We start from the raw sequence: 19039 nt of genomic DNA, 5'->3' as shown, positions 1-19039 counted from the left end.
CGAGTTGCGGTACCTCACCCCCTGCGTCACTCTGGTCTCACGTCACTCTGGGTTTACCGGCGATAACGCTGCGAACCAGCCCGCCGGCCATGACAGCGGGCGGCAGTGTCATGTAGGCGCCCTGCTGGATCCGAACTCCGTGTTCTTCCGGACCTCACGTCGGGGAGTCGCAGCCGTGATCAGCTACCCGAACAGACACTGCACGGTGGAGCTTCAAGCTCTGCCGTCGCGGATCGGCCAGGTCCGCAGAATCGTATCTGCGCAGTTGCGCTACTGGCATCTGGACGCCCTGATCGACCGGGCCTCGCTCGGCGTGACGGAGCTGTTGTCCAACGTCCACCGGCATGCCCAGCCCGACAAGACATGCACGGTGGAGATAGAGCTGCTGCTCGACCGGCTCATGGTCTCGGTGCACGACCACGACCCGCGGATGCCGGTGGTGGAGGATCCTCAGGACATCGCGCCGCTGGCGACCTGCGGGCGCGGGCTGGCGATGGTGGCCGCCATGAGCGAGAGCTGGGGCGTCCGGCCGGACGGCGAGTCCGGCAAGGTCGTGTGGTTCACCCTGCCGACCTCCGTGGTGGCGACGCCATCGCTCCGGGCGCGCCGCGCGGTCCATGAGAAGCCCGCGCGCAGGTTCGCGGAGGTCGGACCCTCCGCCGACGGGCTGCGGCCCGACCATGCTCCCGCCCGGTCCGCCGTTGCCGGTTGACCGGGCGGTGACCAGCCTTCGCACTGCGGTTGCCGCCGGGACGTACGCCGCCGGGCGTGGCTCCGGGGCTTACGTCGCTCGGTGGCGAGGCCGCGGCCCCGCTCAGCGGGCGTCCGCCTTGTCCGCGCGGCGGATGCGGGCCGCCGGTGCGAAGGCGTCGATGCTGCCCGCGCCCTGACCGGGGGCGGCGTCCCAGTCCTGGATACATCGGCGTTGGCGCCCTCGACGCGGTGGGTGACCGCCTGGTCGACGACCGGTCGGCCGTTCTGCGACGTGATGCCCTACCAGTCGCGTTCGGCGGCGCGGCCACGGCGGTGCCGGCGGCGGGCACGAGGAGGTCCTGCGTCCGCCCGTCGTCCCGGTGCGAGGGCGGCGAGACCGCAGGGCGGGGTGCGGTCGCCGAGCGGCGACCGCGCGTCCTCCGGCGCCATGTGACGGGCCAGAGACTTCGCCCGGTTGCGGCGCTCAAGACCGACGCGGGCGACCAAGAGGCCGGGCAGGGTCACGCCTTCCTCCGCCGTGGTGAGGACGTCCGCCCTGCGGCGATGTGGTTGTGCGGGGTCGGAACGCTCAGGCACCACCGCCCTTGGCCGAGCGCCCGAACTCCTCATTCAGCACCGCCAGCCGGCGCCAGTACTCGTCCTCGTCGATCTCGCCGGAGGCGAAGCGGTGGCCGAGCACGGCGATGGGCGAGCCGTTCTCGACGGCGGGCTGGCGCCAGGGGCCGCCCCGGCGTCCGCGCCACACGGTGCGGCGCAGCAGCATGATGCCGCCGCCGATCACCAGCGCCCAGATCAACGGGATGAACAGGATCCACGGGCCGGGCCCGCCGTCACCGAAGTTCGCCAGGGTCTGCATGTCGTCCAACTCCTCGGTCGCCGCGACGCAGGTATGCGTCTCGCTTCCGAGAGTCACCCGGAGAGGGGCCTCCGGTCGTCGTACAGCCAGCGGCACTGTGCGTACTCCGTCGGGAGCAGGCGAGCACGCCCCGGGGGCTTCCGGCGGCCTCGACTTCTGTAACTACTGGTATGTACATTAGGGAAATGAGCACCTCGGAAAGGCTGATCGAGTCCACCCGCGAGCTGCTGTGGGAGCGCGGCTACGTGGGCACCAGCCCCAAGGCGATCCTGGAGCGCGCGGATGCCGGGCAGGGCAGCATGTACCACCACTTCAAGGGCAAGCCCGATCTCGCACTGGCCGCGATCCGGCGGACCGCCGAGGAGATGCGGGCTACCGCCGAGGCAGTACTCGACGGCCCCGGAACGCCGTACGAGCGCGTCGAGGCGTATCTGCGGCGCGAGCGGGATGCGCTGCGGGGCTGCCCGATCGGCCGGCTGACCATGGACCCGGATGTGATCGCCAGCGCCGAGCTTCGGGCGCCGGTCGAGGAGACGCTCGACTGGATCCGCGCTCAAATCGCGGGAATCGTCGAAGAGGGCAAGGAGCAGGGCCAGTTCGTGCCCTCGCTGGACGGCCAGGAGATCGCGGCGGCGGTCGTGGCCACTGTCCAGGGCGGTTATGTCCTCGCCCGCGCCTCCGGCTCCCCCGCCACGTTCGACGCGGGGGTGCGGGGGCTCCTCTCGCTGCTGGCACCCCATCCCGCCTGAGGAGGTCTCCGTGCATGCCATGCAGTACGAACTCACCCTGCCGGCCGACTACGACATGGGCGTCATCCGCGACCGTGTCGCCCGTGTGGGGCGGCTGCTCGACGACTGGGACGGCCTCGGGCTCAAGGCCTATCTGATGCGCGAGCGCGGTCTGCGCGGCTCGCCGGTCAATCAGTACGCGCCCTTCTACCTGTGGAACACCGTGGAAGGCATGAACTCCTTCCTGTGGGGCGGTGGGTTCCAGCGGCTCGGTGACGACTTCGGGCGACCGTCCGTTCGACAGTGGACGGGGCTCGCGTACGAGGAAGGAGGCGGGTCTCAGGCACGGTGCGCGGTGCGGCACCGCCGACCGGTCCCCGATGAGGGGGTGTTGGCGGAGGTGGTGGCGGACGCGGTGGGCGAGGCCCGGCGCCTGGCGGCGGAGGACGGGGCCCTGCTCGCGGCGACCGCCGTCGACACGAGCCGGTGGGAGCTGGTGCACTTCTCGCTCTGGGAGCACGACACGCCCAAGGCCGACGGTGACGTGTTCGAGGTGCTGCACCTGTCGGCGCCCGGCCGGGACCGGCTGCCCCAGGGGCGCCAGTGGTGAGCGCGATACGCACGGTGCTGGGGGACGTGCCCCCTGGAGACCTGGGTGTGTGCGACGCCCACGACCATCTGTTCTTCGGCAGTCCCCGGCTGCCCGGCCAGGAGCTGCGCAGCGTGACGGCGGCGCGGGCGGAGCTGGCCGCGTTCCGGGAACAGGGCGGCGGGGCCGTGGTGCAGTGGACGCCGTACGGGCTCGGGCGGCGGGCCGCCGATCTGCCGCCGCTGTCCCGCGAGACCGGCGTGCATGTGGTCGCCGCGACGGGTCTGCACCAGGCCGTGCACTACGACGACGACACGCTCACGGGGCTGCGGGGCCGGCTCGCCGACGTCTTCGTCTCCGAACTCACCGAGGGCATCGGGGCGTCGGGGGTACGTGCGGGGCTCGTCAAGGTCGCGGGCGGTTTCCACGCCCTGGACGCGCACGCCCGCTGGACCATGGCGGCGGCGGCCGAGGCGCATCACGCCACGGGGGCGGCCATCGCCGTGCACTTGGAGCTGGGCACGGGCGCGCTCGACGTACTGGACCTGCTGTGCGGGGAGTTGGGGGTTCCGCCGCACCGTGTGGTGCTCGGGCATCTCAACCGCTCCCCCGACCTCGTGGTGCACCGGCAGGTGGCGGAGTCCGGCTGCTATCTGGCCTTCGACGGCCCGTCACACGCCCATCACGCCACGGACTGGCGGATGCCGGACGCCGTACGGGCCCTCGCCGATGCCGGGTTCGGTGACCGGATGCTGCTGGGCGCGGACACCACCACGGCCGCCGCCCGCTCGGTGGGCGGCGGCCCGGGGATGCCGTATCTGCTGCGCCGGGTGCGGCCCCGGCTGGTCCACGCCGTGGGCGAGGACCTGGTGGGGCGGATCCTCATGGAGAACCCGGGCCGGGCGTTCGCGGTGAAGTGGCGCTGACCGGCGTGGTCGCCGGCCTCAGCCTCCGGCCTGGTCACTGTCCTTCAGCTCGCCCCAGCCGTGCCACCGGTCGACCTCGATCCAGGCGCTGACCCGGGGACGGGCGCGGTCCGGGTAGGGCTTTCCGATGTAGTGCCGGGCGAGGCGGTCGATGTCGGCCAGGCCCTCGTCGTCGTACATCTCGGTGACCCGGCCGATGAGGGTGACGTGGGTGTACCAGTCGTCGCCAGCGAGGACGGTGAGGGTGACGCGCGGGTCGCGGCGCAGGTGCTTGAGGCGTACGCGGCCCTCGTCGAGGTTGATCAGGACACGGCCGTCCTGCCACACGTACCAGGTGGCGGTGGAGACGGGAGTGCCGTCGGAGCGCAGCGTGGCCATGACGCACGGGTTGGGCCGGCTCAGCAGGGCGTCGGCCTCGGGCGGCAGCGGCGGCTTGGACATGAAAGGAACCTCCTAGGAGTTGGGCTTCTCGTCGAAGCTGGCGAAGTAGGCGGCGACCATGTCCTCGTCGCCGTGGCCCTGGGCGGCGGCACGCTCCATACGGGCGGCGGCCGCCTCGGCGACGTCCAGGCGGACGCCGTTCTCCGTACCGGCCTTGACGATCAGGCGGGCGTCCTTGGCGGCGGTGCTCACCGCGAACTGGGGCGGCGTGAGCCGGCCGTCGAGGACCAGCTCGGACTTGGCGCGCAGATAGCCCATGTCGAGCGGGCCGCCGGCGACGAGGTCGAAGAAACCGTGTGGGTCGACATCGAGGGCCTTGGCCAGCGCCAGGGCCTCACCGGCGGCGGCCGTGACGGCGAGAACCCAGCTGTTGGCGACCAGCTTCAGCCGGGTGGCACCACCCGCCGCCCCGTCCTCTCCGGTCCAAACGGTGCGTGCGCCGACGGCGTCGAAGACCGGCGTCACCCTGTCCCGCCCGTCGGCGGGGCCGGCGGCGAGCACGGTCAGCTGCCCTGCCTCGGCGGGCTGACGCGTGCCCAGGACGGGCGCGTCGTAGAAGACCAGGCCGTGCTCGCGGGCGAAGGCGGCCAGATCGGCGATGCCCTCGATTCCTGCGGTGGTGGACTGCACCCACACCATGCCGGGACGCAGGGCCGGGATGGCCTCGCGCATCGTCTCCAGGGCGGCCGGACCGTCATAGAGCATGGTCAGGACGACGTCGGCGTCCCGCACCGCCTGCGCGGGCGTGTCGAGGATCTGCACGCCCTCGGCGGCCAGCGGCTCGGCCTTGGCACGCGTGCGGTTCCAGGCGCGGACGGCGTGTCCGGCGCGGGCGAGGTTACGGGCCATGGCTGCGCCCATGATGCCGGTGCCCAGGACGCTCACGGTGAGCTTGTCGGTCATTACGCGTCAACTTCCTCGGTGGTGCGGTGCGGGCGTACTGCCTCCGAGCCAGCCTGCCCGCTCGGGTCACGCCTTCCCGGGAGCGGCGCGGGCACGCCTCCGCAGAACGCGCCTCTAGGTCAGCGCCCCGAGGGGATCGTCCAGTACCGGCTGCCACGCCAGTTCCGCCGCGCCGACCAGGCTGTTGTGGTCGAGGGTGCACGGGAGGATGGGGACGCCGCCGCTCTGGCCCCAGAGGCTGCGGTCGGCGACGACCGCACGGAGGCGGTCGGGGTCGGCGGCCAGGAGGGTGCGGTGGAGGCCGCCGAGGATGATGCGGTCCGGGTTGAGGATGTTGACCAGGCCGGCGAGTCCGAGGCCGAGCCGGTCGATGAGGGCCTCGGTGGCGGTGCGTACGCCGGGGTCGTCGTAGTGGTGGCGGACCAGGTCGATGGACTGCTGGAGCAAGGACACCTCGGGGCCCGGGTCGCGGCCCGCCGCCGTGAGGAAGGCCAGCGGATCGGTCTCGACGTCCAGGCAGCCGCGGCTGCCGCAGTGGCAGGAGCGGCCCTCGGGGTGCACGGTGAGGTGTCCGACCTCGAGTGCGAGGCCTGAACTGCCCCTGTGGAGGCGGCCGTCCAGGACGAGCGCACCGCCGACGCCACGGTGGCCGGTGGCCACGCACAGCAGGTCGCGGGCACCTCGGCCGGCGCCGTGCCGGTGCTCGGCGAGCGCGGCGAGGTTGACGTCGTTGGCGGCGAAGGCGGGTCCGTCGATGCCGGCCGCGCGCACCTGCTCGGCGAAGATGTCCCTGACGGGCGCGCCCGCGGGCCAGGCCAAGTGGAGCGGGTTGAGCGCCAGTCCCTCGGGTTCGGCGACCGCGGACGGGACGGCGAGACCCGCGCCCACGCATCGGCGTCCCGTCTCGCGCAGCAGTTCGGCGCCCGCCATGACCACGGAGGCGAGTACCTTCGCCGGGTCCGCGTCGACGACCTCGCAGCCGGGCGCGGTGGCGACGATCCGGCCGCCAAGCCCGACCAGTGCCGCCCGGAATCCGTCGGCGTGCACCTGCGCGGCGAGCGCGACGGGGCCGTTCTCGGCGACGGCCAGCCGGTGCGAGGGCCTGCCCTGCGATCCGGCCGCCGCACCGGGCCGGGCGTCGACCCTGATCAGTCCGAGCGCCTCGAGCTCGGCGGCGACCGCGCCGGCCGTCGCCCGGGTCACTCCGAGCTCGGCGGTGAGGACGGCCCGGGTCGGCGCGCGTCCGGTGTGCACGAGTTCCAGCGCGGGCCCGAGCGCTCCGCGCCCCCGGTCCAGCCGCGTCCTCGAGGTGCTCCCATCCCCCGCCTGCCGGGGGTCCGCCTTCCCGCTCATGAGGGCGAGTCTCCCATGATCCGCCGGGCCGCCGGCCTACAGACCGCTGACCCGGAGCGTGACGTTGAGCCGTCCGGACAGGCCAAGCCCGGGCGGTGCCGTGCCCCCGTGCACTCGGGGAACGCCGTGGTAGGCGAGCCGGGACGGGCCGCCGAAGACGAACAGGTCGCCGCTGCGCAGCTCGACGTCGGTGTAGGGCCGGGTGCGGGTCCCGGTGTTGCCGAAACGGAAGACGCAGGTGTCGCCGAGGCTCAGCGACACCACCGGCGCGTCCGACTTCTCGTCGCTGTCGCGGTGCATGCCCATGCGGGCATCACTGTCGTAGAAGTTGATCAGCGCGATGTCGTACTCCACCGTCTCCGGGTCGCCCAGCGCGTCCCGCACCGCTCGGCGGCCCAGCTCACCCAGCCACTCGGGGAACGGCTTGACCGGGGCGCCGTCGCCGTCGGCCACCGTGCGGGCGTAGGCGTACGGGTACCAGTGCCAGCCCAGACAGACCTGCCGGGCGGTCATCGTGCCGCCGCCGGGTGTGCGGACCGTACGCAGCCCGGCGGGTGGGCGGGCCCACTCGCGGCAGGCGTCGAGCAGCGTGCGCTGGTGTTCCGCGTCCAGCCAGTCCGGTATGTGCACCGCGCCGGGCGCCACCTGCGTCCGGGCCCTGGGGAAGAGCTCGCCGTCCATGCTTCCCATCCTGCCCGACACGGCCTGAGCTGCGGCTCGGCTAGCCTTGACGCACGATGAACGACCGTATGACGACGCCCTGGGGCGAGTTCGCGCTGACCCGTTTCCCCGAGGATCCGCGTGACAGGCTGCGTGCCTGGGACGCTTCCGACGAGTACGTGCTGAGGCATCTGGCGCGGGAGCGGGTCCCGCTGTCGGGCACGGTCGTGGCCGTCGGGGACCGGTGGGGCGCGCTGGTGACGGCACTCGCGGAGCACCGGCCGACGCAGATCACGGATTCCCACCTGACCCAGGAGGCGACCCGGGCCAACCTGGCGCGGCACGGCGTCGAGCCCGGCGCGGTCCGGCTGCTCACCACGCAGGATCCGCCGCCCGACCGCGTCGACGTCCTCCTGGTGCGGGTACCGAAGAGCCTTGCGCTGCTGGAGGACCAGCTGCTGCGGCTGGCGCCGGCCGTGCACGCGGGGACGGTCGTCGTGGGCACGGGGATGGTGAAGGAGATCCACACCTCGACGCTCCAGTTGTTCGAGCGGATCCTCGGTCCGACCCGCACCTCGCTCGCCGAGAAGAAGGCCCGGCTGATCTTCTGCACGCCGGATCCCGCGCTGGAGCGGCCCGCCAGCCCATGGCCGTACGTCTACACGCTGCCGGACGGCATCGGCCCGGCCGCGGGAGGCACCGTCGTCAACCACGCGGGTGTCTTCTGCGCCGACCGGCTCGACATCGGTACCCGGTTCTTCCTCGGTCATCTGCCGAGCGGCCGGGGCGGCCGGCGGGTGGTGGATCTGGGGTGCGGCAACGGCGTGGTCGGTACGGCGGTGGCGCTGGCCGACCCGGAGGCCGAGGTGCTCTTCGTGGACGAGTCGTTCCAGGCCGTGGCCTCGGCGGAGGCGACGTACAAGGCGAACGGGGTGCCGGGGCACGCCGAGTTCCGGGTCGGCGACGGGCTGGCCGGCGTGCCGTCGGGCAGTGTCGACCTGGTCCTCAACAACCCGCCGTTCCACTCCCACCAGGCGACGACGGACGCCACGGCCCGGCGGATGTTCGCCGGGGCGCGGCGCGCGCTGCGGCCGGGCGGCGAGCTGTGGGTGATCGGGAACCGGCATCTGGGCTACCACGTCACGCTACGGCGGATCTTCGGCAACAGCCGACTGGTCGCCGGCGACCCGAAGTTCGTGGTGCTGAAGGCCGTCAAGCGGTAGCCGGGCCTAGGGGGCCTTCTCCTGCGGAGATCCATCAGAAGGCCCCTAGGGTCCGGAGGGCTCTGGCCACCGCCCGTGTCATGGCCTCTCGCGCCACCGTGAGGTAACCGCGCGGGTCGACGGCCTCGGGGCGCTCGGCGAGGAAGTCCCGGATGGCGCCGGTCAGCGCGATGTTCAGGGCCGTGCCGATGTTGACCTTGGCGATGCCGCCGGCGACGGCAGCGGTGAGTTCGTCGTCCGGGACGCCGGAGGAGCCGTGCAGGACGAGCGGGACGTCGAGTGCGGCCGACAGGCGTTTGAGGAGGGCGTGGTCGAGGGTCGCGGTGCGGGTGGTCATGGCGTGGGCGCTGCCGATGGCGACGGCCAGGGCGTCCACCCCCGAGTCGGCGACGAAGGCCCGGGCCTCGTCGGGGTCGGTGCGGGCGCCGGGGGCGTGCGCGTCCAGCGGGGGCCGGCCGTTCTTGCCGCCGATCTGCCCCAGCTCGGCCTCGATCCAGAGCCCTTGCGCGTGTGCCCAGTCGACGGCCGCCCGGGTCGTGGCGAGGTTCTGCGCGTAGGGCAGCCGGGCCGCGTCGTACATCACGGAGCTGAAGCCGGCCTCCGCCGCCTGGTACAGCAGGGCGTCGCTCTGTACGTGGTCGAGGTGCAACGCGACCGGTACGGTGGCGCGTTCGGCCGCGGCGACGGCCGCGCGGGCGAGCGGGAGGAGCTGCCCGCCGCGGAACTTGACCGCGTTCTCGCTGACCTGGAGCACGACGGGGGCATGCACGGACTCGGCACCCGCGATGACGGCCTCGACGTGTTCCAGCGTGATGACGTTGAACGAGGCGACGGCCGAGCGGGCCGCGGCGGCGCGGGTGACGAGCTCGCCGGTGGTGGTGAGGGGCACGGTGCCTCCAGGGTCAGTGAACGAGGATCACCGAGGTCAGTGAGCGAGGATCACCGAGCGGGTGAGATGGCGTGGGCTGTCCGGGTCGAGGCCGCGTGCGGCGGCGACCGCCACGGCGAGCCGCTGGGCGCGGACGAGTTCGGCGAGCGGGTCCAGGGCTCCGGCGATCCACAACGCGCCCGTGCCGCGCACCTGTTCGGCGAGACCCTCCGGCGCGTCCCCGAACATCCAGGTCGCGGTGCCGCTGGTGGTGACGCTGATCGGCCCGTGCCGGTACTCCATCGCCGGGTAGGCCTCGGCCCAGGCCAGCGCGGCCTCGCGCATCTTCAGCCCGGCCTCGTTGGCCAGGCCGACGGTCCAGCCGCGGCCCAGGAAGGCGAACTGGGAGCATTCCACCAGGCCTTCGGGCAGGGGCTCCGCCAGGGCCGTGCGCGCGTCGGTGACAGCCGTGTCGGAGTGAAGTCCCAGATGGGCGCGGAGCAGGGTGAGGGCGGTGGTCGCGAACCGGGTCTGTACGACGGAGCGTTCGTCCGCGAAGTCGAGCACCGCGAGCTCGTCGGCCGCCTTCATCACGGGCGTGTCCGGGTCGGCGGTGATCGCGGTGGTGCGGGTGCGGCCCTTCAACCGGCCGAGCAGGCCGAGGACTTCGGTCGTGGTGCCGGAGCGGGTGAGGGCGACGACCCGGTCGTAGCCCCTGCCGTACGGGAATTCCGAGGCGGCGAACGCGTCGGTCTCGCCCTGGCCCGCGTCCTCGCGCAGGGCCGCGGCGGCCTGCGCCATGAAGTACGAGGTGCCGCAGCCGACGATCGCGACCCGCTCCCCCGCCGCCGGCAATGCCTCCGCGTACCCCGCCGCATCCGACGCCGCGCGCGTCCAGCACTCGGGCTGGCTGATCAGCTCATCCTCGACATGCGTCATGCCGCACCCTTCACTCTGATTGTTCCTGCAAGATATCGCCACCTTTCAAGCAACATCAAGCATCAGGCGAGATCGGGTGCGTTAGGGTCGCCCGGAGATCCAGAAGCGGCGGGGGAGCTCGGGGTGTCGGCCGCTACGATCCGCCGCGACTTCGACGGCCGCTGGCCGAGCAGCAGATGCTGGTGCGCCCCCGGGGCGGCGCGGTCGTGCACGGCGTGTCGTACGAGCTGCCGCTGCGCTGCAAGACGGCCCGGCACGCCTCCGAGAAGCAGCGCATCGCGAAGGCGGTGGCGGAACCGGCTGCTGTGCGAGCGCGCGGAGCACGTGGTCGTGGCCGCCGACTCCAGCAAGCCGGGGCAGCGGGGGTTCGCCCGGATCTGCGCGGCCGAGGCGGTGGACACGCTGGTCACGGACACGGCGGCCGAGGCGGAGACACTGCGGCGCTTCGAGGAGGCCGGGCTGCGGGCGTCACGGTGTGACACCCGGCCCCGTTTCTTTCGCGGGCCTAAGCTGAAACCCAGGCGCTCGCCAGGGCAGGGAGGCTGCCATGCGGGGTACAACGGACGGCCGGCGGTATCTGCCGATCGCCGAGCACGGGCTGATCGGCGACCTGCGCAGCGTGGCCCTGGTCGGGACCGACGGCACGATCGACTGGTACTGCTGCCCGGCCTTCGACGCGCCCAGCGTGTTCGCCTCGATCCTGGACGCGGAGCGCGGCGGCTGCTTCGAACTGGCGGCGACCGTGCCGGCGCGGACCAAGCAGTTCTACTTCCCCGACACCAACGTCCTGATCACCCGGTTCTTCACCGAGGACGGCGTCGGCGAGGTGCAGGACTTCATGCCCTTGGACGGCGAGTCGGCCGAGGCCGAGCGGCACCGGCTGATCCGACGGGTGGTGTGCGTGCGCGGCTCCATCCCGTTCCGCACGCGCGTGGCTCCCCGGTTCGACTACGGCGCACGGTCGCACACCGTCCGGCTGACCGGTGAGACGGCGGTCTTCGAGACCGACGCGCTGGCGCTGGCACTGACCTCGACCGTGCCGTTGGAGGTGGACGGGCCGGACGTACGGGGCGACTTCAAGCTCGGCGAGGGCGAGTCCGCGGTGTTCGCGCTGGACAAGGTCGGCGGCGACGTGACGCCCCGCCGGTGTGCGCGCACTGAGGCGGAGGAGCAGTTCGCGGCGACGGTGGCGTACTGGCGGCGCTGGCTGGCGGCGTCACGGTACCGGGGCCGCTGGCGGGAGATGGTGCACCGCTCGGCCCTGACGCTGAAACTGCTGACGTACGCGCCGACCGGGGCGATCGTGGCCGCGCCGACGACGAGCCTGCCCGAGCGGCTCGGCGGCGAACGCAACTGGGACTACCGGTACGTGTGGGTACGTGACGCGGCGTTCTGCGTCTACGCCCTGCTGCGGCTGGGCTTCACCGGCGAGGCCGAGGCGTTCATGGACTTCGTGACCCGGCACATCAGCCCGGGCGACGGCAAGCACTCCGGCCCGCTGCAGATCATGTACGGCATCGACGGGCGCACCGACCTGCCCGAACGCACCCTCGACCACCTGGAGGGCCACGAGGGCTCCGCACCGGTACGGGTCGGCAACGCGGCGGCCGACCAGCTCCAGCTCGACATCTACGGCGCGCTGATCGACTCCATCTACCTCTACGACAAGTGGGCCAAGCCCATCTCCAGCGGTCAGTGGGACGACGTGTGCGCGCTGGTGGACTGGGTGTGCGCGCACTGGGACCAGCCCGACGAGGGGGTCTGGGAGACCCGGGGCGGCCGCAAGAACTTCCTGTACTCGCGGCTGATGTGCTGGGTGGCGATCGAGCGTGCCATCCGGATGGCCAACCGGCGCGGTCTGCCCGCCGACCTGCCGTACTGGCGGCAGTGCCGCGACACGATCTACCGGCGGATCATGAGCCGGGGCTGGTCCGAGGAGCGTCGGGCCTTCGTCCAGCACGAGGACGGTGACGTGCTGGACGCGGCCGTGCTGATGATGCCGCTGACGAAGTTCATCGCCCCGACGGATCCCAAGTGGCTCTCGACGCTGGACGTCCTGACCGAGGAGCTGGTGTCGGACTCGCTGGTCTACCGCTACGACCCGCAGTCCAGTCCGGACGGCGTGCGCGGTGACGAGGGCACCTTCTCCATCTGCTCGTTCTGGTACGTGGAGGCCATGGTGCACGCCGGCCGGATCGACGAGGCGCGCCTGGCCTTCGAGAAGATGCTGACGTACGCCAACCATCTCGGGCTGTACGCCGAGGAGATCAGCCACACCGGAGAACAGCAGGGCAACTTCCCGCAGGCGTTCACACATCTGGCGCTGATCAGCGCGGCCTTCAACCTGGACCGGGCGCTCGGCTAGAAGGCTGATGAAGATCTTGGGTTCTGGCCCTGCCGCTGACGCGGCAGGGCCAGAACCCAAGATCTTCATCAGCCTTCTAGGGCTCAGTGCCCGTGGCCGTTGTCCGCATGCCCCGCGGGGGTACCGGATTCGGCAGTCGCCGCCCCGCCGGCCCGGACGGTGAACGCGGCCGTGTGGACCTTTCCCTCGTGCTTGAAGTCGAGGAACAGGCGGTAGGAACCGGCACTGGGCGCCGTGGCCGTGAACGAGATGTCCGGGCCGGGCCTGGTGCTGCCGTCGCCGGGTTCGCCGTTCGGGTGGACATGGAGGTAGGCGAGATCGCCGGAGCGCAGGGCGACCAGGTGGCCGTATGCGCCGAGGTAGGGCTGGAGGTCGGTGACGGGCTTGCCGGCCTGGGAGACCTTCAGTTTCAGTTCACTCGCCTTGCCCGGGCGCAGGGCGCCGGCCAGCTTGACCGCGTAGCCGCTGGTCCTGGCCGTGCCGCTCGGTGCGGGCAGTTCCTTCGGCCGGTACGGGCCGGAAGCGGCGAGGTCCGCGCCGAGGGTGAGGTTCCGGGCGTCCTTCTTCGCCGGGGTGAAGTCGGCGAAGACGCGGTAGCCGCCCGCGCGGGGCAGGTCGACGGGGGTGCTCCAGGTGCCGTCGGCGGCGCGGGTCGGGTGCAGGTGGCGGTAGGTGACCAGGTCGCGTGAGGCCACGATGAGGTGGAGCTCCTTCTCGTGTTCGCGCTCGTAGGCGGTGACGGCACGGCCGCTGCCGTCCCGGACGGTGAAGCGCAGGTCGGCCCTCTGCCCGGCGGTGACCCGCGGGGTCTCGAGGTCGAGGGTGTAGCCGTCCTCGGAGATCTGGAGTCCGCCGACCGGGGGTGTCTCGTGTCCGGCGTGGCCGCCGCTCTCCTCCGGCTCCGGTGCGGGCCGGGTGTGCTCGTCCTCGTGTTTCGGCGGGGTGTCGGCGACGACGGGGTCGATGCCCTGGCCGACGCCGTAGGCCGTGCCGAACGTCGCGGCCAGCGCGGCGGCGAAGGCGGTGATCCTCAGTCCGGTGTTCATGGCCGTCGGCTCCTTCAGATACCGGGCCTTCCGCTCGGATGCGGGGCCTCCATGCAGTTCACCATACCCCTGGGGGGTACCAAGTCAAGTCATTCTCACGCTTGCATCCTATACCCCTCAGGGGTATACATGAACTCGGTGAAGGGATACCCCCGCCCCGTATTCTTCGCAGCACACAGAGGAGGCACCCCATGCCCGCCACCACCTACGCCGTCGCCGGAATGTCCTGCGGTCACTGCAAGGCCACGCTGACCAAGGCCATCGGCGAGCTGGACGGCGTCAGCGGCGTCGACGTCGATCTCGGCACCGGACACGTCACCGTCACCAGTGCCGCCGAGCCCGACGACGCCGTGATCGCGGAGACCGTCGACGAGGCCGGCTACGAGCTGACCGGGCGGGTCTGACCATGGCCACCGGGACGATCGGCACCGGCGCCGAAGTGGAGCTCGCCATCGGAGGCATGACCTGTGCCTCCTGCGCGGCGCGCATCGAGAAGAAGCTCAACCGCATGGACGGGGTCACCGCCACCGTCAACTACGCGACGGAGAAGGCGAAGGTCAGCTACTCCGGTGACGTCTCGGTCGGGGATCTGATCGCCACCGTCGAGGCGACCGGGTACACCGCCCAGGAACCGGCACCGCCCGAGCGGAACACCGAGCCCGAGGAGACCGACGAACTCCGTCCGCTGCGCGAGCGGCTGGTCACGGCCGTGGTGCTGGCGGTTCCCGTCGTGGCCATGGCCATGATCCCGGCGCTGCAGTTCGAGTACTGGCAGTGGCTGTCTCTCACGCTGGCCGCGCCTGTCGTGACCTACGCGGCGTGGCCCTTCCACAAGGCGGCCTTCACCAACGCGCGGCACGGCGCGGCCACCATGGACACGCTGATCTCGGTGGGCACCTCGGCCGCGTTCCTGTGGTCGCTGTGGGCGCTGTTCTTCGGCACCGCGGGCACGCCGGGCATGACGCACCCCTTCGAGCTGACCATCGAGCGCACGGACGGCGCCGGGAACATCTACCTGGAGGCCGCCGCGGGCGTGACGGCCTTCCTGCTGGCCGGGCGGCACTTCGAGGCCCGTGCGAAGCGCAAGGCGGGGGCGGCGCTGCGGGCGCTGCTGGAGCTGGGCGCGAAGGACGTCACCGTGCTGCGGGCCGACGGCAGTGAACAGACCGTGCCTGTCACGGAGTTGAGGGTCGGTGACCGTTTCCTGGTCCGGCCCGGCGAAAAGATCGCCACCGACGGGACGGTCGTCGAGGGCTCCTCCGCCGTCGATGCCTCGATGCTCACCGGCGAGTCCGTGCCGGTGGAGGTCGGAACCGGCGTCCCGGTCACGGGCGCCACGATCAACGTCGGTGGGCGGCTCGTCGTGCGCGCCACACGGGTCGGTGCCGACACCCAGCTGGCCCGCATGGCCCGGCTGGTGGAGGACGCGCAGAACGGCAAGGCCGCCGCGCAGCGGCTCGCGGACCGGATCTCCGCCGTGTTCGTGCCGGTCGTGATCGCCCTCGCGCTGGGCACGCTGGGCTTCTGGCTCGGCAACGGCTCCGGTCTGACGGCCGCCTTCACCGCCGCGGTCGCCGTCCTCGTCATCGCCTGCCCGTGTGCCCTCGGCCTGGCCACGCCGACCGCGCTGATGGTCGGCACCGGACGGGGCGCCCAGCTCGGCATCCTCATCAAGGGCCCGGAGGTCCTGGAGTCCACACGCCGGGTCGACACCGTCGTCCTCGACAAGACCGGCACCGTCACCACCGGCCGTATGACCCTGCTGGCCGTGCACACCGCCGAGGGCACCGACGAGGCCGAGGTGCTGCGGCTGGCCGGGGCACTGGAGCACTCCTCCGAGCACCCGATCGCCCGTGCCGTCGCCGACGGGGCGCTGGAGAAGCTGGGCGGCGCGCTGCCCACGCCGGAGGACTTCGCCAATGTGCCCGGGCTCGGCGTCCAGGGCGTCGTCGAGGGCCACGCCGTGCTCGTCGGGCGGGAGCGGCTGCTGGCCGACTGGGCGATGGAGCTGCCGGAGAGCCTGACCCATGCCAGGGCGGCGGCCGAGGGCGCCGGGCGCACCGCCATCGCGGTCGCCTGGGACGGTGAGGCGCGTGCGGTGCTGGAGGTCGCCGACGCGGTGAAGGAGACGAGCGCGGAGGCGGTCGGCCGGCTGCGTGCTCTCGGTCTGACCCCCATCCTGCTGACCGGCGACAACGAGGCGGTGGCCCGGTCGGTCGCCCGCGAGGTCGGTATCGCTCCGGAGGATGTCGTCGCCGAGGTGCTCCCGCAGGAGAAGGTCGAGGTCGTCAAGCGGCTCCAGGCCGAGGGCCGTTCGGTGGCGATGGTCGGCGACGGTGTCAACGACGCGGCGGCCCTCGCCCAGGCCGATCTCGGACTGGCCATGGGCACCGGGACGGATGCCGCGATCGAGGCCGGGGACCTGACCCTCGTGCGGGGCGACCTGCGGGCCGCGGCGGACGCCATCCGCCTCTCCCGCCGCACCCTGGGCACCATCCGCTCGAATCTGTTCTGGGCCTTCGCCTACAACGTGGCGGCCCTGCCGCTGGCCGCGGCCGGACTGCTCACGCCGATGATCGCCGGGGCGGCCATGGCCTTCTCCTCGGTCTTCGTCGTCGGCAACTCGCTGCGGCTGCGCACGTTCCGCGCCGCGGGCTGAGGCGGTCTGGAGTCAGCGGTTGCGCCACACCAGCGTGTAGCGCCAGAACAGGCGGCGGCGCAGGCGGGCACCGGGCAGGACGGTCCGGGCCTCGCGGACGATCTCCCGGGAGGTCATGCCCGCCGGACGTGTGCGGGCCGTCATCGAGACCGGGTGAGGCGCCGGGCGACCCCGGTTCTTGAGCAGGGCCATGACGAGGTTGAGCGGTATGGACGCGAACGAGAGCAGGTGGTCGGCGGGCGTCCGCTCCCGGGACACACCGACGATGACCAGAGTGCCGCCGGGGGCCAGACGGTCGCGGAAGGCTTCGAGTGCCCGGGTGAACGGCAGGTGGTGGACCACGGCGACGCAGGTGATGACGTCGTACGGACCGTCGGGAAGCCCGGCCGGCGCGTCGGCCACCGCGTACGTCACCGGGACCGCCGTGGGGGTCAGCTCTCGTGCCCGGGCCGTGATCGCCGGGTCGGCATCGACCCCGTGCACCCGCTCGGCGCGGGTGGCCAGCAGCCGGGCGAGATCGCCGCTGCCACATCCCACGTCCAGGGCGCTCCCGACACGCCTGGGGAGCCGCCGCAGGATCCAGCGGTGGAAGTGGGCGTTGTGGTCCCAGGGATGGGCGGCGTGGAAACGTTCGAGTGCGCGCAGGACCCCGCGTGACAGGGACGTCATGCCCTCAGTACAGCAGACGGGTTCAGTGGCCCGACATGGGCACTCAGCGGGTACCGGCCCGCGGGGGCGCCGAGCGTGCGCCCGGCATGAGCCGGTACCTTGCTGGGGAAAGGCCACTGCGGGGAGAAGCACATGACCGATCCGACGATCACAGACGCGGACGCCCCCCGTCCGCTGCCGAGCGGAGGGAAGCCCGCGAGCGGACCCGGCCGGCTCCTGGCCGCCGTACTCGGCGATCTCAGGGCCGTGGACGGAGCGCTGTACGCGGCGGTGGCCGCCACCCCCACGCCCACCCTCGACCGGACGCTGCGCCATCTGTCGCACGCGGCCGACCACTCCAAGATCTCGTTCGGCATCGCCGCCACCCTGGCGCTGGGCGGGAAGCGTCCACGCCGGGCCGCGCTCGTCGGCGTCGGGGCGATCGCCGTCGCGTCGGCCTCCGCCAACCTGCTCGGCAAGCGCCTGGTGCGCCGGGCCCGGCCGGACCGGGAGGCGGCCCGGGTGACGGTGGACCGGCATGTCCGGATGCCCACGTCGGCCTCGTTCCCGTCCGGGCACACGGCGTCGGCGGTCGCGTTCGCCACCGCCGTCGGTGTGGTCCTGCCGCCCGCCGCAGTGCCGCTCGGGGCGCTGGCGAGCGCCGTCGGCTACTCCCGCATCCACACGGGCGTGCACTATCCGGGCGACGTGGCCGCCGGCGCGGTCCTCGGCATCGCGAGCGCCGCAGCGGCCCTGGCCGCGGCAGCGGCCACTCCGTCGGCGCGGACTCAGGCGCTCCTGACGGCGGCCCGTTCGTGGCCGCGGATCAGCATCGGTTCCGCAGGCCGTTGAGGCCGTCGGCCTGCGGATCTGCATCGGTTCCGCAGGCCGTTGAGGCGGTCGGCCGGGCGTGAGGCTTGCCGCCCCGCGCCCGGCTTCCGAGCGACCGGCAGGCCCTCAGCCGAAGGCCTTCACCGCCTGGTAGTACGTCCACGCCGTGCTGTCGCAGGCGTTCTTCGTGCCGCCGGTGTAGGCCGCGCAGATCCGCTTGAGGTCCTCGTGGAAGGCGCTGTCGAGACGGGACTTGTCGGCACTGAAGGTGCCCGCGGCCTTGTAGTTGCGGTAGCCGAAGTCGTGGCGGGCGCAGGACATCGAGAAGGGGAAGCCGAACGGGTTGTCCGGCGACGAGGAGCAGTAGTCGGTCGACCAGTCGAAGGCGTACGCGGCCCAGGCGGCCTGGTTCGCGCGGGCGGCTGCCCAGGTGTTGTAACTCGACGCACTGGTCTGCGTCCAGCTCGCGAGCACCTGGGGCTTGTCGGCGGGGGCGGCACTCGCGAGGGTCGCGGTGCCGACGACGGTGACGAGGGACAGGGTTGAGGCGGCAAGACCGGTGGCGAGTCTTCGGTGCATCCCACACCTCCATGAGGCCGCGGCCCGCCGATCGAGCCGCAGGTCCATGACAAGAGGATGACCACCTCCTCGGGGTGCTCACACCTGAGGTGCCCCAATGGCCCCTTAATTCTTGGCTATTGAACGAGAACGGCGGCCGACCGGCGTACGTCGACGGCCGTGAGCGCGAGGGCCAGCGGTCCCGGCGCCAGGAAGGCCAGGGGCAGCAGCATCCAGGCGCACAGCGCGGCCGTAGCCACGGCGAGCAGGACCAGCGCGCTGCCGCCCACGTCCGCCACGGCGTCCCGGGCGGCCGCGCGCAACGCCGCGCGCCAGTCGGTGAGCGACTCGGGGCGTCCGCAGGCCCGCAGGCCGACGACCGCCGCGCAGGCGCCGATGGCGGCGGCGGCGACCGCGAACATCGGCGCCCCCGGCAGCCCGGCCCCGGCCAGCGTTAGGTCGGCCGCGAGCAGCAGCAGACCCGCCAGCGCGGCCCCTCCCGCCAGCAGGTCACCGGCCCGGAGCCGCCGCCGCAGCAGGACGAAGTACCTCCCCGCCGTGACGGGCCGGTCCTGTCCCGCGCCGCGCAGTACCGCACAGGCCGTCGACAGCGCGGCCGGTGCGGTCACCAGCGGCAGACAGGCCGCCGCCGTGGCCAGGCCGACGCTCAGCACGTCGGCGAACAGGGCCATGCGCGGCCCGAACACTTCACCGTCCCCACGTGTCGGCATC

General features: G+C 72.5%; 21 protein-coding genes and 1 pseudogene. 10 read left to right on the top strand and 12 right to left on the bottom strand.

What is annotated here, in order from left to right; genetic code table 11:
- The first annotated feature begins 175 nt into the window (after nt 1-175).
- Nucleotides 176-712: an ATP-binding protein gene (locus OG542_RS36890; RefSeq protein ID WP_344985267.1), complete on the top strand. Its 537-nt coding sequence runs from the start codon at nt 176-178 to the stop codon at nt 710-712.
- Nucleotides 713-993: 281 nt separating this feature from the next.
- Here OG542_RS36890 and OG542_RS36885 read toward each other — a convergent pair whose 3' ends face one another.
- Entirely contained in the window at nt 994-1290 is a 297-nt protein-coding gene (locus OG542_RS36885; protein ID WP_328416712.1) for a hypothetical protein, read from the bottom strand.
- Nucleotides 1283-1570: an SHOCT domain-containing protein gene (locus tag OG542_RS36880; RefSeq protein WP_328418259.1), complete on the bottom strand. Its 288-nt coding sequence runs from the start codon at nt 1568-1570 to the stop codon at nt 1283-1285. Before OG542_RS36880 ends, OG542_RS36885 begins: the two co-directional genes overlap by 8 nt.
- 185 nt (nt 1571-1755) lie before the next feature.
- Here OG542_RS36880 and OG542_RS36875 point away from each other — a divergent pair, with 185 nt between their 5' ends.
- From OG542_RS36875 to OG542_RS36865, 3 genes are read left to right on the top strand one after another with little or no spacing between them, the layout of a single operon-like run.
- On the top strand, nt 1756-2319 hold the full coding sequence (locus OG542_RS36875) for a TetR/AcrR family transcriptional regulator (protein ID WP_328416710.1): 564 nt from the start codon (nt 1756-1758) through the stop codon (nt 2317-2319).
- Between the two features lie 10 nt (nt 2320-2329).
- Complete coding sequence (locus OG542_RS36870) at nt 2330-2908, top strand: DUF4865 family protein (RefSeq protein WP_328416708.1); 579 nt, start codon at nt 2330-2332, stop codon at nt 2906-2908.
- Nucleotides 2905-3813 (top strand): phosphotriesterase family protein, encoded by a 909-nt coding sequence (locus tag OG542_RS36865; protein ID WP_328416704.1) that lies wholly within the window; start codon nt 2905-2907, stop codon nt 3811-3813. Before OG542_RS36870 ends, OG542_RS36865 begins: the two co-directional genes overlap by 4 nt.
- An 18-nt stretch (nt 3814-3831) precedes the next feature.
- Here OG542_RS36865 and OG542_RS36860 read toward each other — a convergent pair whose 3' ends face one another.
- The 4 genes from OG542_RS36860 to OG542_RS36845 all read right to left on the bottom strand — a co-directional run bounded on the left by OG542_RS36860 (nt 3832) and on the right by OG542_RS36845 (nt 7191).
- A complete protein-coding gene (locus tag OG542_RS36860) occupies nt 3832-4254 on the bottom strand; it encodes a PPOX class F420-dependent oxidoreductase (protein WP_311129800.1) in 423 nt (140 codons plus the stop codon).
- A gap of 12 nt (nt 4255-4266) precedes the next feature.
- Nucleotides 4267-5157 carry an NAD(P)-dependent oxidoreductase gene (locus tag OG542_RS36855; RefSeq protein WP_328416702.1) on the bottom strand — a complete coding sequence of 297 codons (891 nt, stop codon included), beginning with the start codon at nt 5155-5157 and terminating at the stop codon, nt 4267-4269.
- Nucleotides 5158-5271: 114 nt separating this feature from the next.
- Nucleotides 5272-6510 (bottom strand): ROK family protein, encoded by a 1239-nt coding sequence (locus OG542_RS36850; RefSeq protein ID WP_328416700.1) that lies wholly within the window; start codon nt 6508-6510, stop codon nt 5272-5274.
- 36 nt (nt 6511-6546) lie between these two features.
- Nucleotides 6547-7191, bottom strand: coding sequence for an alpha-ketoglutarate-dependent dioxygenase AlkB family protein (locus OG542_RS36845; RefSeq protein ID WP_328416698.1), 645 nt, complete (start codon nt 7189-7191; stop codon nt 6547-6549).
- Nucleotides 7192-7259: 68 nt separating this feature from the next.
- Here OG542_RS36845 and OG542_RS36840 point away from each other — a divergent pair, with 68 nt between their 5' ends.
- Nucleotides 7260-8393 (top strand): methyltransferase, encoded by a 1134-nt coding sequence (locus OG542_RS36840; protein WP_328418257.1) that lies wholly within the window; start codon nt 7260-7262, stop codon nt 8391-8393.
- A gap of 34 nt (nt 8394-8427) precedes the next feature.
- Here OG542_RS36840 and OG542_RS36835 read toward each other — a convergent pair whose 3' ends face one another.
- Together OG542_RS36835 and OG542_RS36830 are read right to left on the bottom strand one after the other, a co-directional pair.
- Complete coding sequence (locus tag OG542_RS36835; RefSeq protein WP_328416696.1) at nt 8428-9282, bottom strand: class II fructose-bisphosphate aldolase; 855 nt, start codon at nt 9280-9282, stop codon at nt 8428-8430.
- A gap of 36 nt (nt 9283-9318) precedes the next feature.
- Nucleotides 9319-10200: an SIS domain-containing protein gene (locus OG542_RS36830; protein ID WP_328416694.1), complete on the bottom strand. Its 882-nt coding sequence runs from the start codon at nt 10198-10200 to the stop codon at nt 9319-9321.
- Nucleotides 10201-10302: 102 nt separating this feature from the next.
- Here OG542_RS36830 and OG542_RS36825 point away from each other — a divergent pair.
- Nucleotides 10303-10665 (top strand): annotated as a pseudogene (locus tag OG542_RS36825) (DeoR family transcriptional regulator); the annotation flags it as partial.
- An 82-nt stretch (nt 10666-10747) separates the two neighbouring features.
- Nucleotides 10748-12565 (top strand): glycoside hydrolase family 15 protein, encoded by a 1818-nt coding sequence (locus tag OG542_RS36820; protein ID WP_311129806.1) that lies wholly within the window; start codon nt 10748-10750, stop codon nt 12563-12565.
- An 83-nt stretch (nt 12566-12648) separates the two neighbouring features.
- Here the strand turns inward: OG542_RS36820 and OG542_RS36815 are convergent, their stop codons facing one another.
- The gene (locus OG542_RS36815) at nt 12649-13611 is read right to left on the bottom strand and encodes a hypothetical protein (RefSeq protein ID WP_328416692.1); all 963 of its coding nucleotides are present in this window, start codon (nt 13609-13611) and stop codon (nt 12649-12651) included.
- 191 nt (nt 13612-13802) lie between these two features.
- On the opposite strand from OG542_RS36815, the gene OG542_RS36810 reads away from it, so the two are divergent.
- Complete coding sequence (locus tag OG542_RS36810) at nt 13803-14015, top strand: heavy-metal-associated domain-containing protein (protein WP_311129808.1); 213 nt, start codon at nt 13803-13805, stop codon at nt 14013-14015.
- Between the two features lie 2 nt (nt 14016-14017).
- A complete protein-coding gene (locus OG542_RS36805) occupies nt 14018-16270 on the top strand; it encodes a heavy metal translocating P-type ATPase (protein ID WP_328416688.1) in 2253 nt (750 codons plus the stop codon).
- A gap of 12 nt (nt 16271-16282) precedes the next feature.
- On the opposite strand, the gene OG542_RS36800 is transcribed toward OG542_RS36805, so the two are convergent.
- Nucleotides 16283-16939 carry a class I SAM-dependent methyltransferase gene (locus OG542_RS36800; protein ID WP_311129810.1) on the bottom strand — a complete coding sequence of 219 codons (657 nt, stop codon included), beginning with the start codon at nt 16937-16939 and terminating at the stop codon, nt 16283-16285.
- Between the two features lie 132 nt (nt 16940-17071).
- Here OG542_RS36800 and OG542_RS36795 point away from each other — a divergent pair, with 132 nt between their 5' ends.
- On the top strand, nt 17072-17770 hold the full coding sequence (locus OG542_RS36795) for a phosphatase PAP2 family protein (protein WP_311129811.1): 699 nt from the start codon (nt 17072-17074) through the stop codon (nt 17768-17770).
- 105 nt (nt 17771-17875) lie between these two features.
- On the opposite strand, the gene OG542_RS36790 is transcribed toward OG542_RS36795, so the two are convergent.
- Together OG542_RS36790 and OG542_RS36785 are read right to left on the bottom strand one after the other, a co-directional pair.
- Nucleotides 17876-18328 (bottom strand): phospholipase, encoded by a 453-nt coding sequence (locus OG542_RS36790; protein WP_328416684.1) that lies wholly within the window; start codon nt 18326-18328, stop codon nt 17876-17878.
- 116 nt (nt 18329-18444) lie between these two features.
- The gene (locus OG542_RS36785; RefSeq protein WP_328416682.1) at nt 18445-19038 is read right to left on the bottom strand and encodes a hypothetical protein; all 594 of its coding nucleotides are present in this window, start codon (nt 19036-19038) and stop codon (nt 18445-18447) included.
- Between the last annotated feature and the right edge of the window lies 1 nt (nt 19039).

Origin of the sequence: Streptomyces violaceus (assembly GCF_036014075.1) — a bacterium.
In the GTDB taxonomy this organism is placed as follows: Bacteria; Actinomycetota; Actinomycetes; order Streptomycetales; family Streptomycetaceae; genus Streptomyces; species Streptomyces violaceus.
The sequence above is the reverse complement of the archived record's forward strand: the minus strand, read 5'-3'. Positions and strand labels throughout refer to the sequence as shown.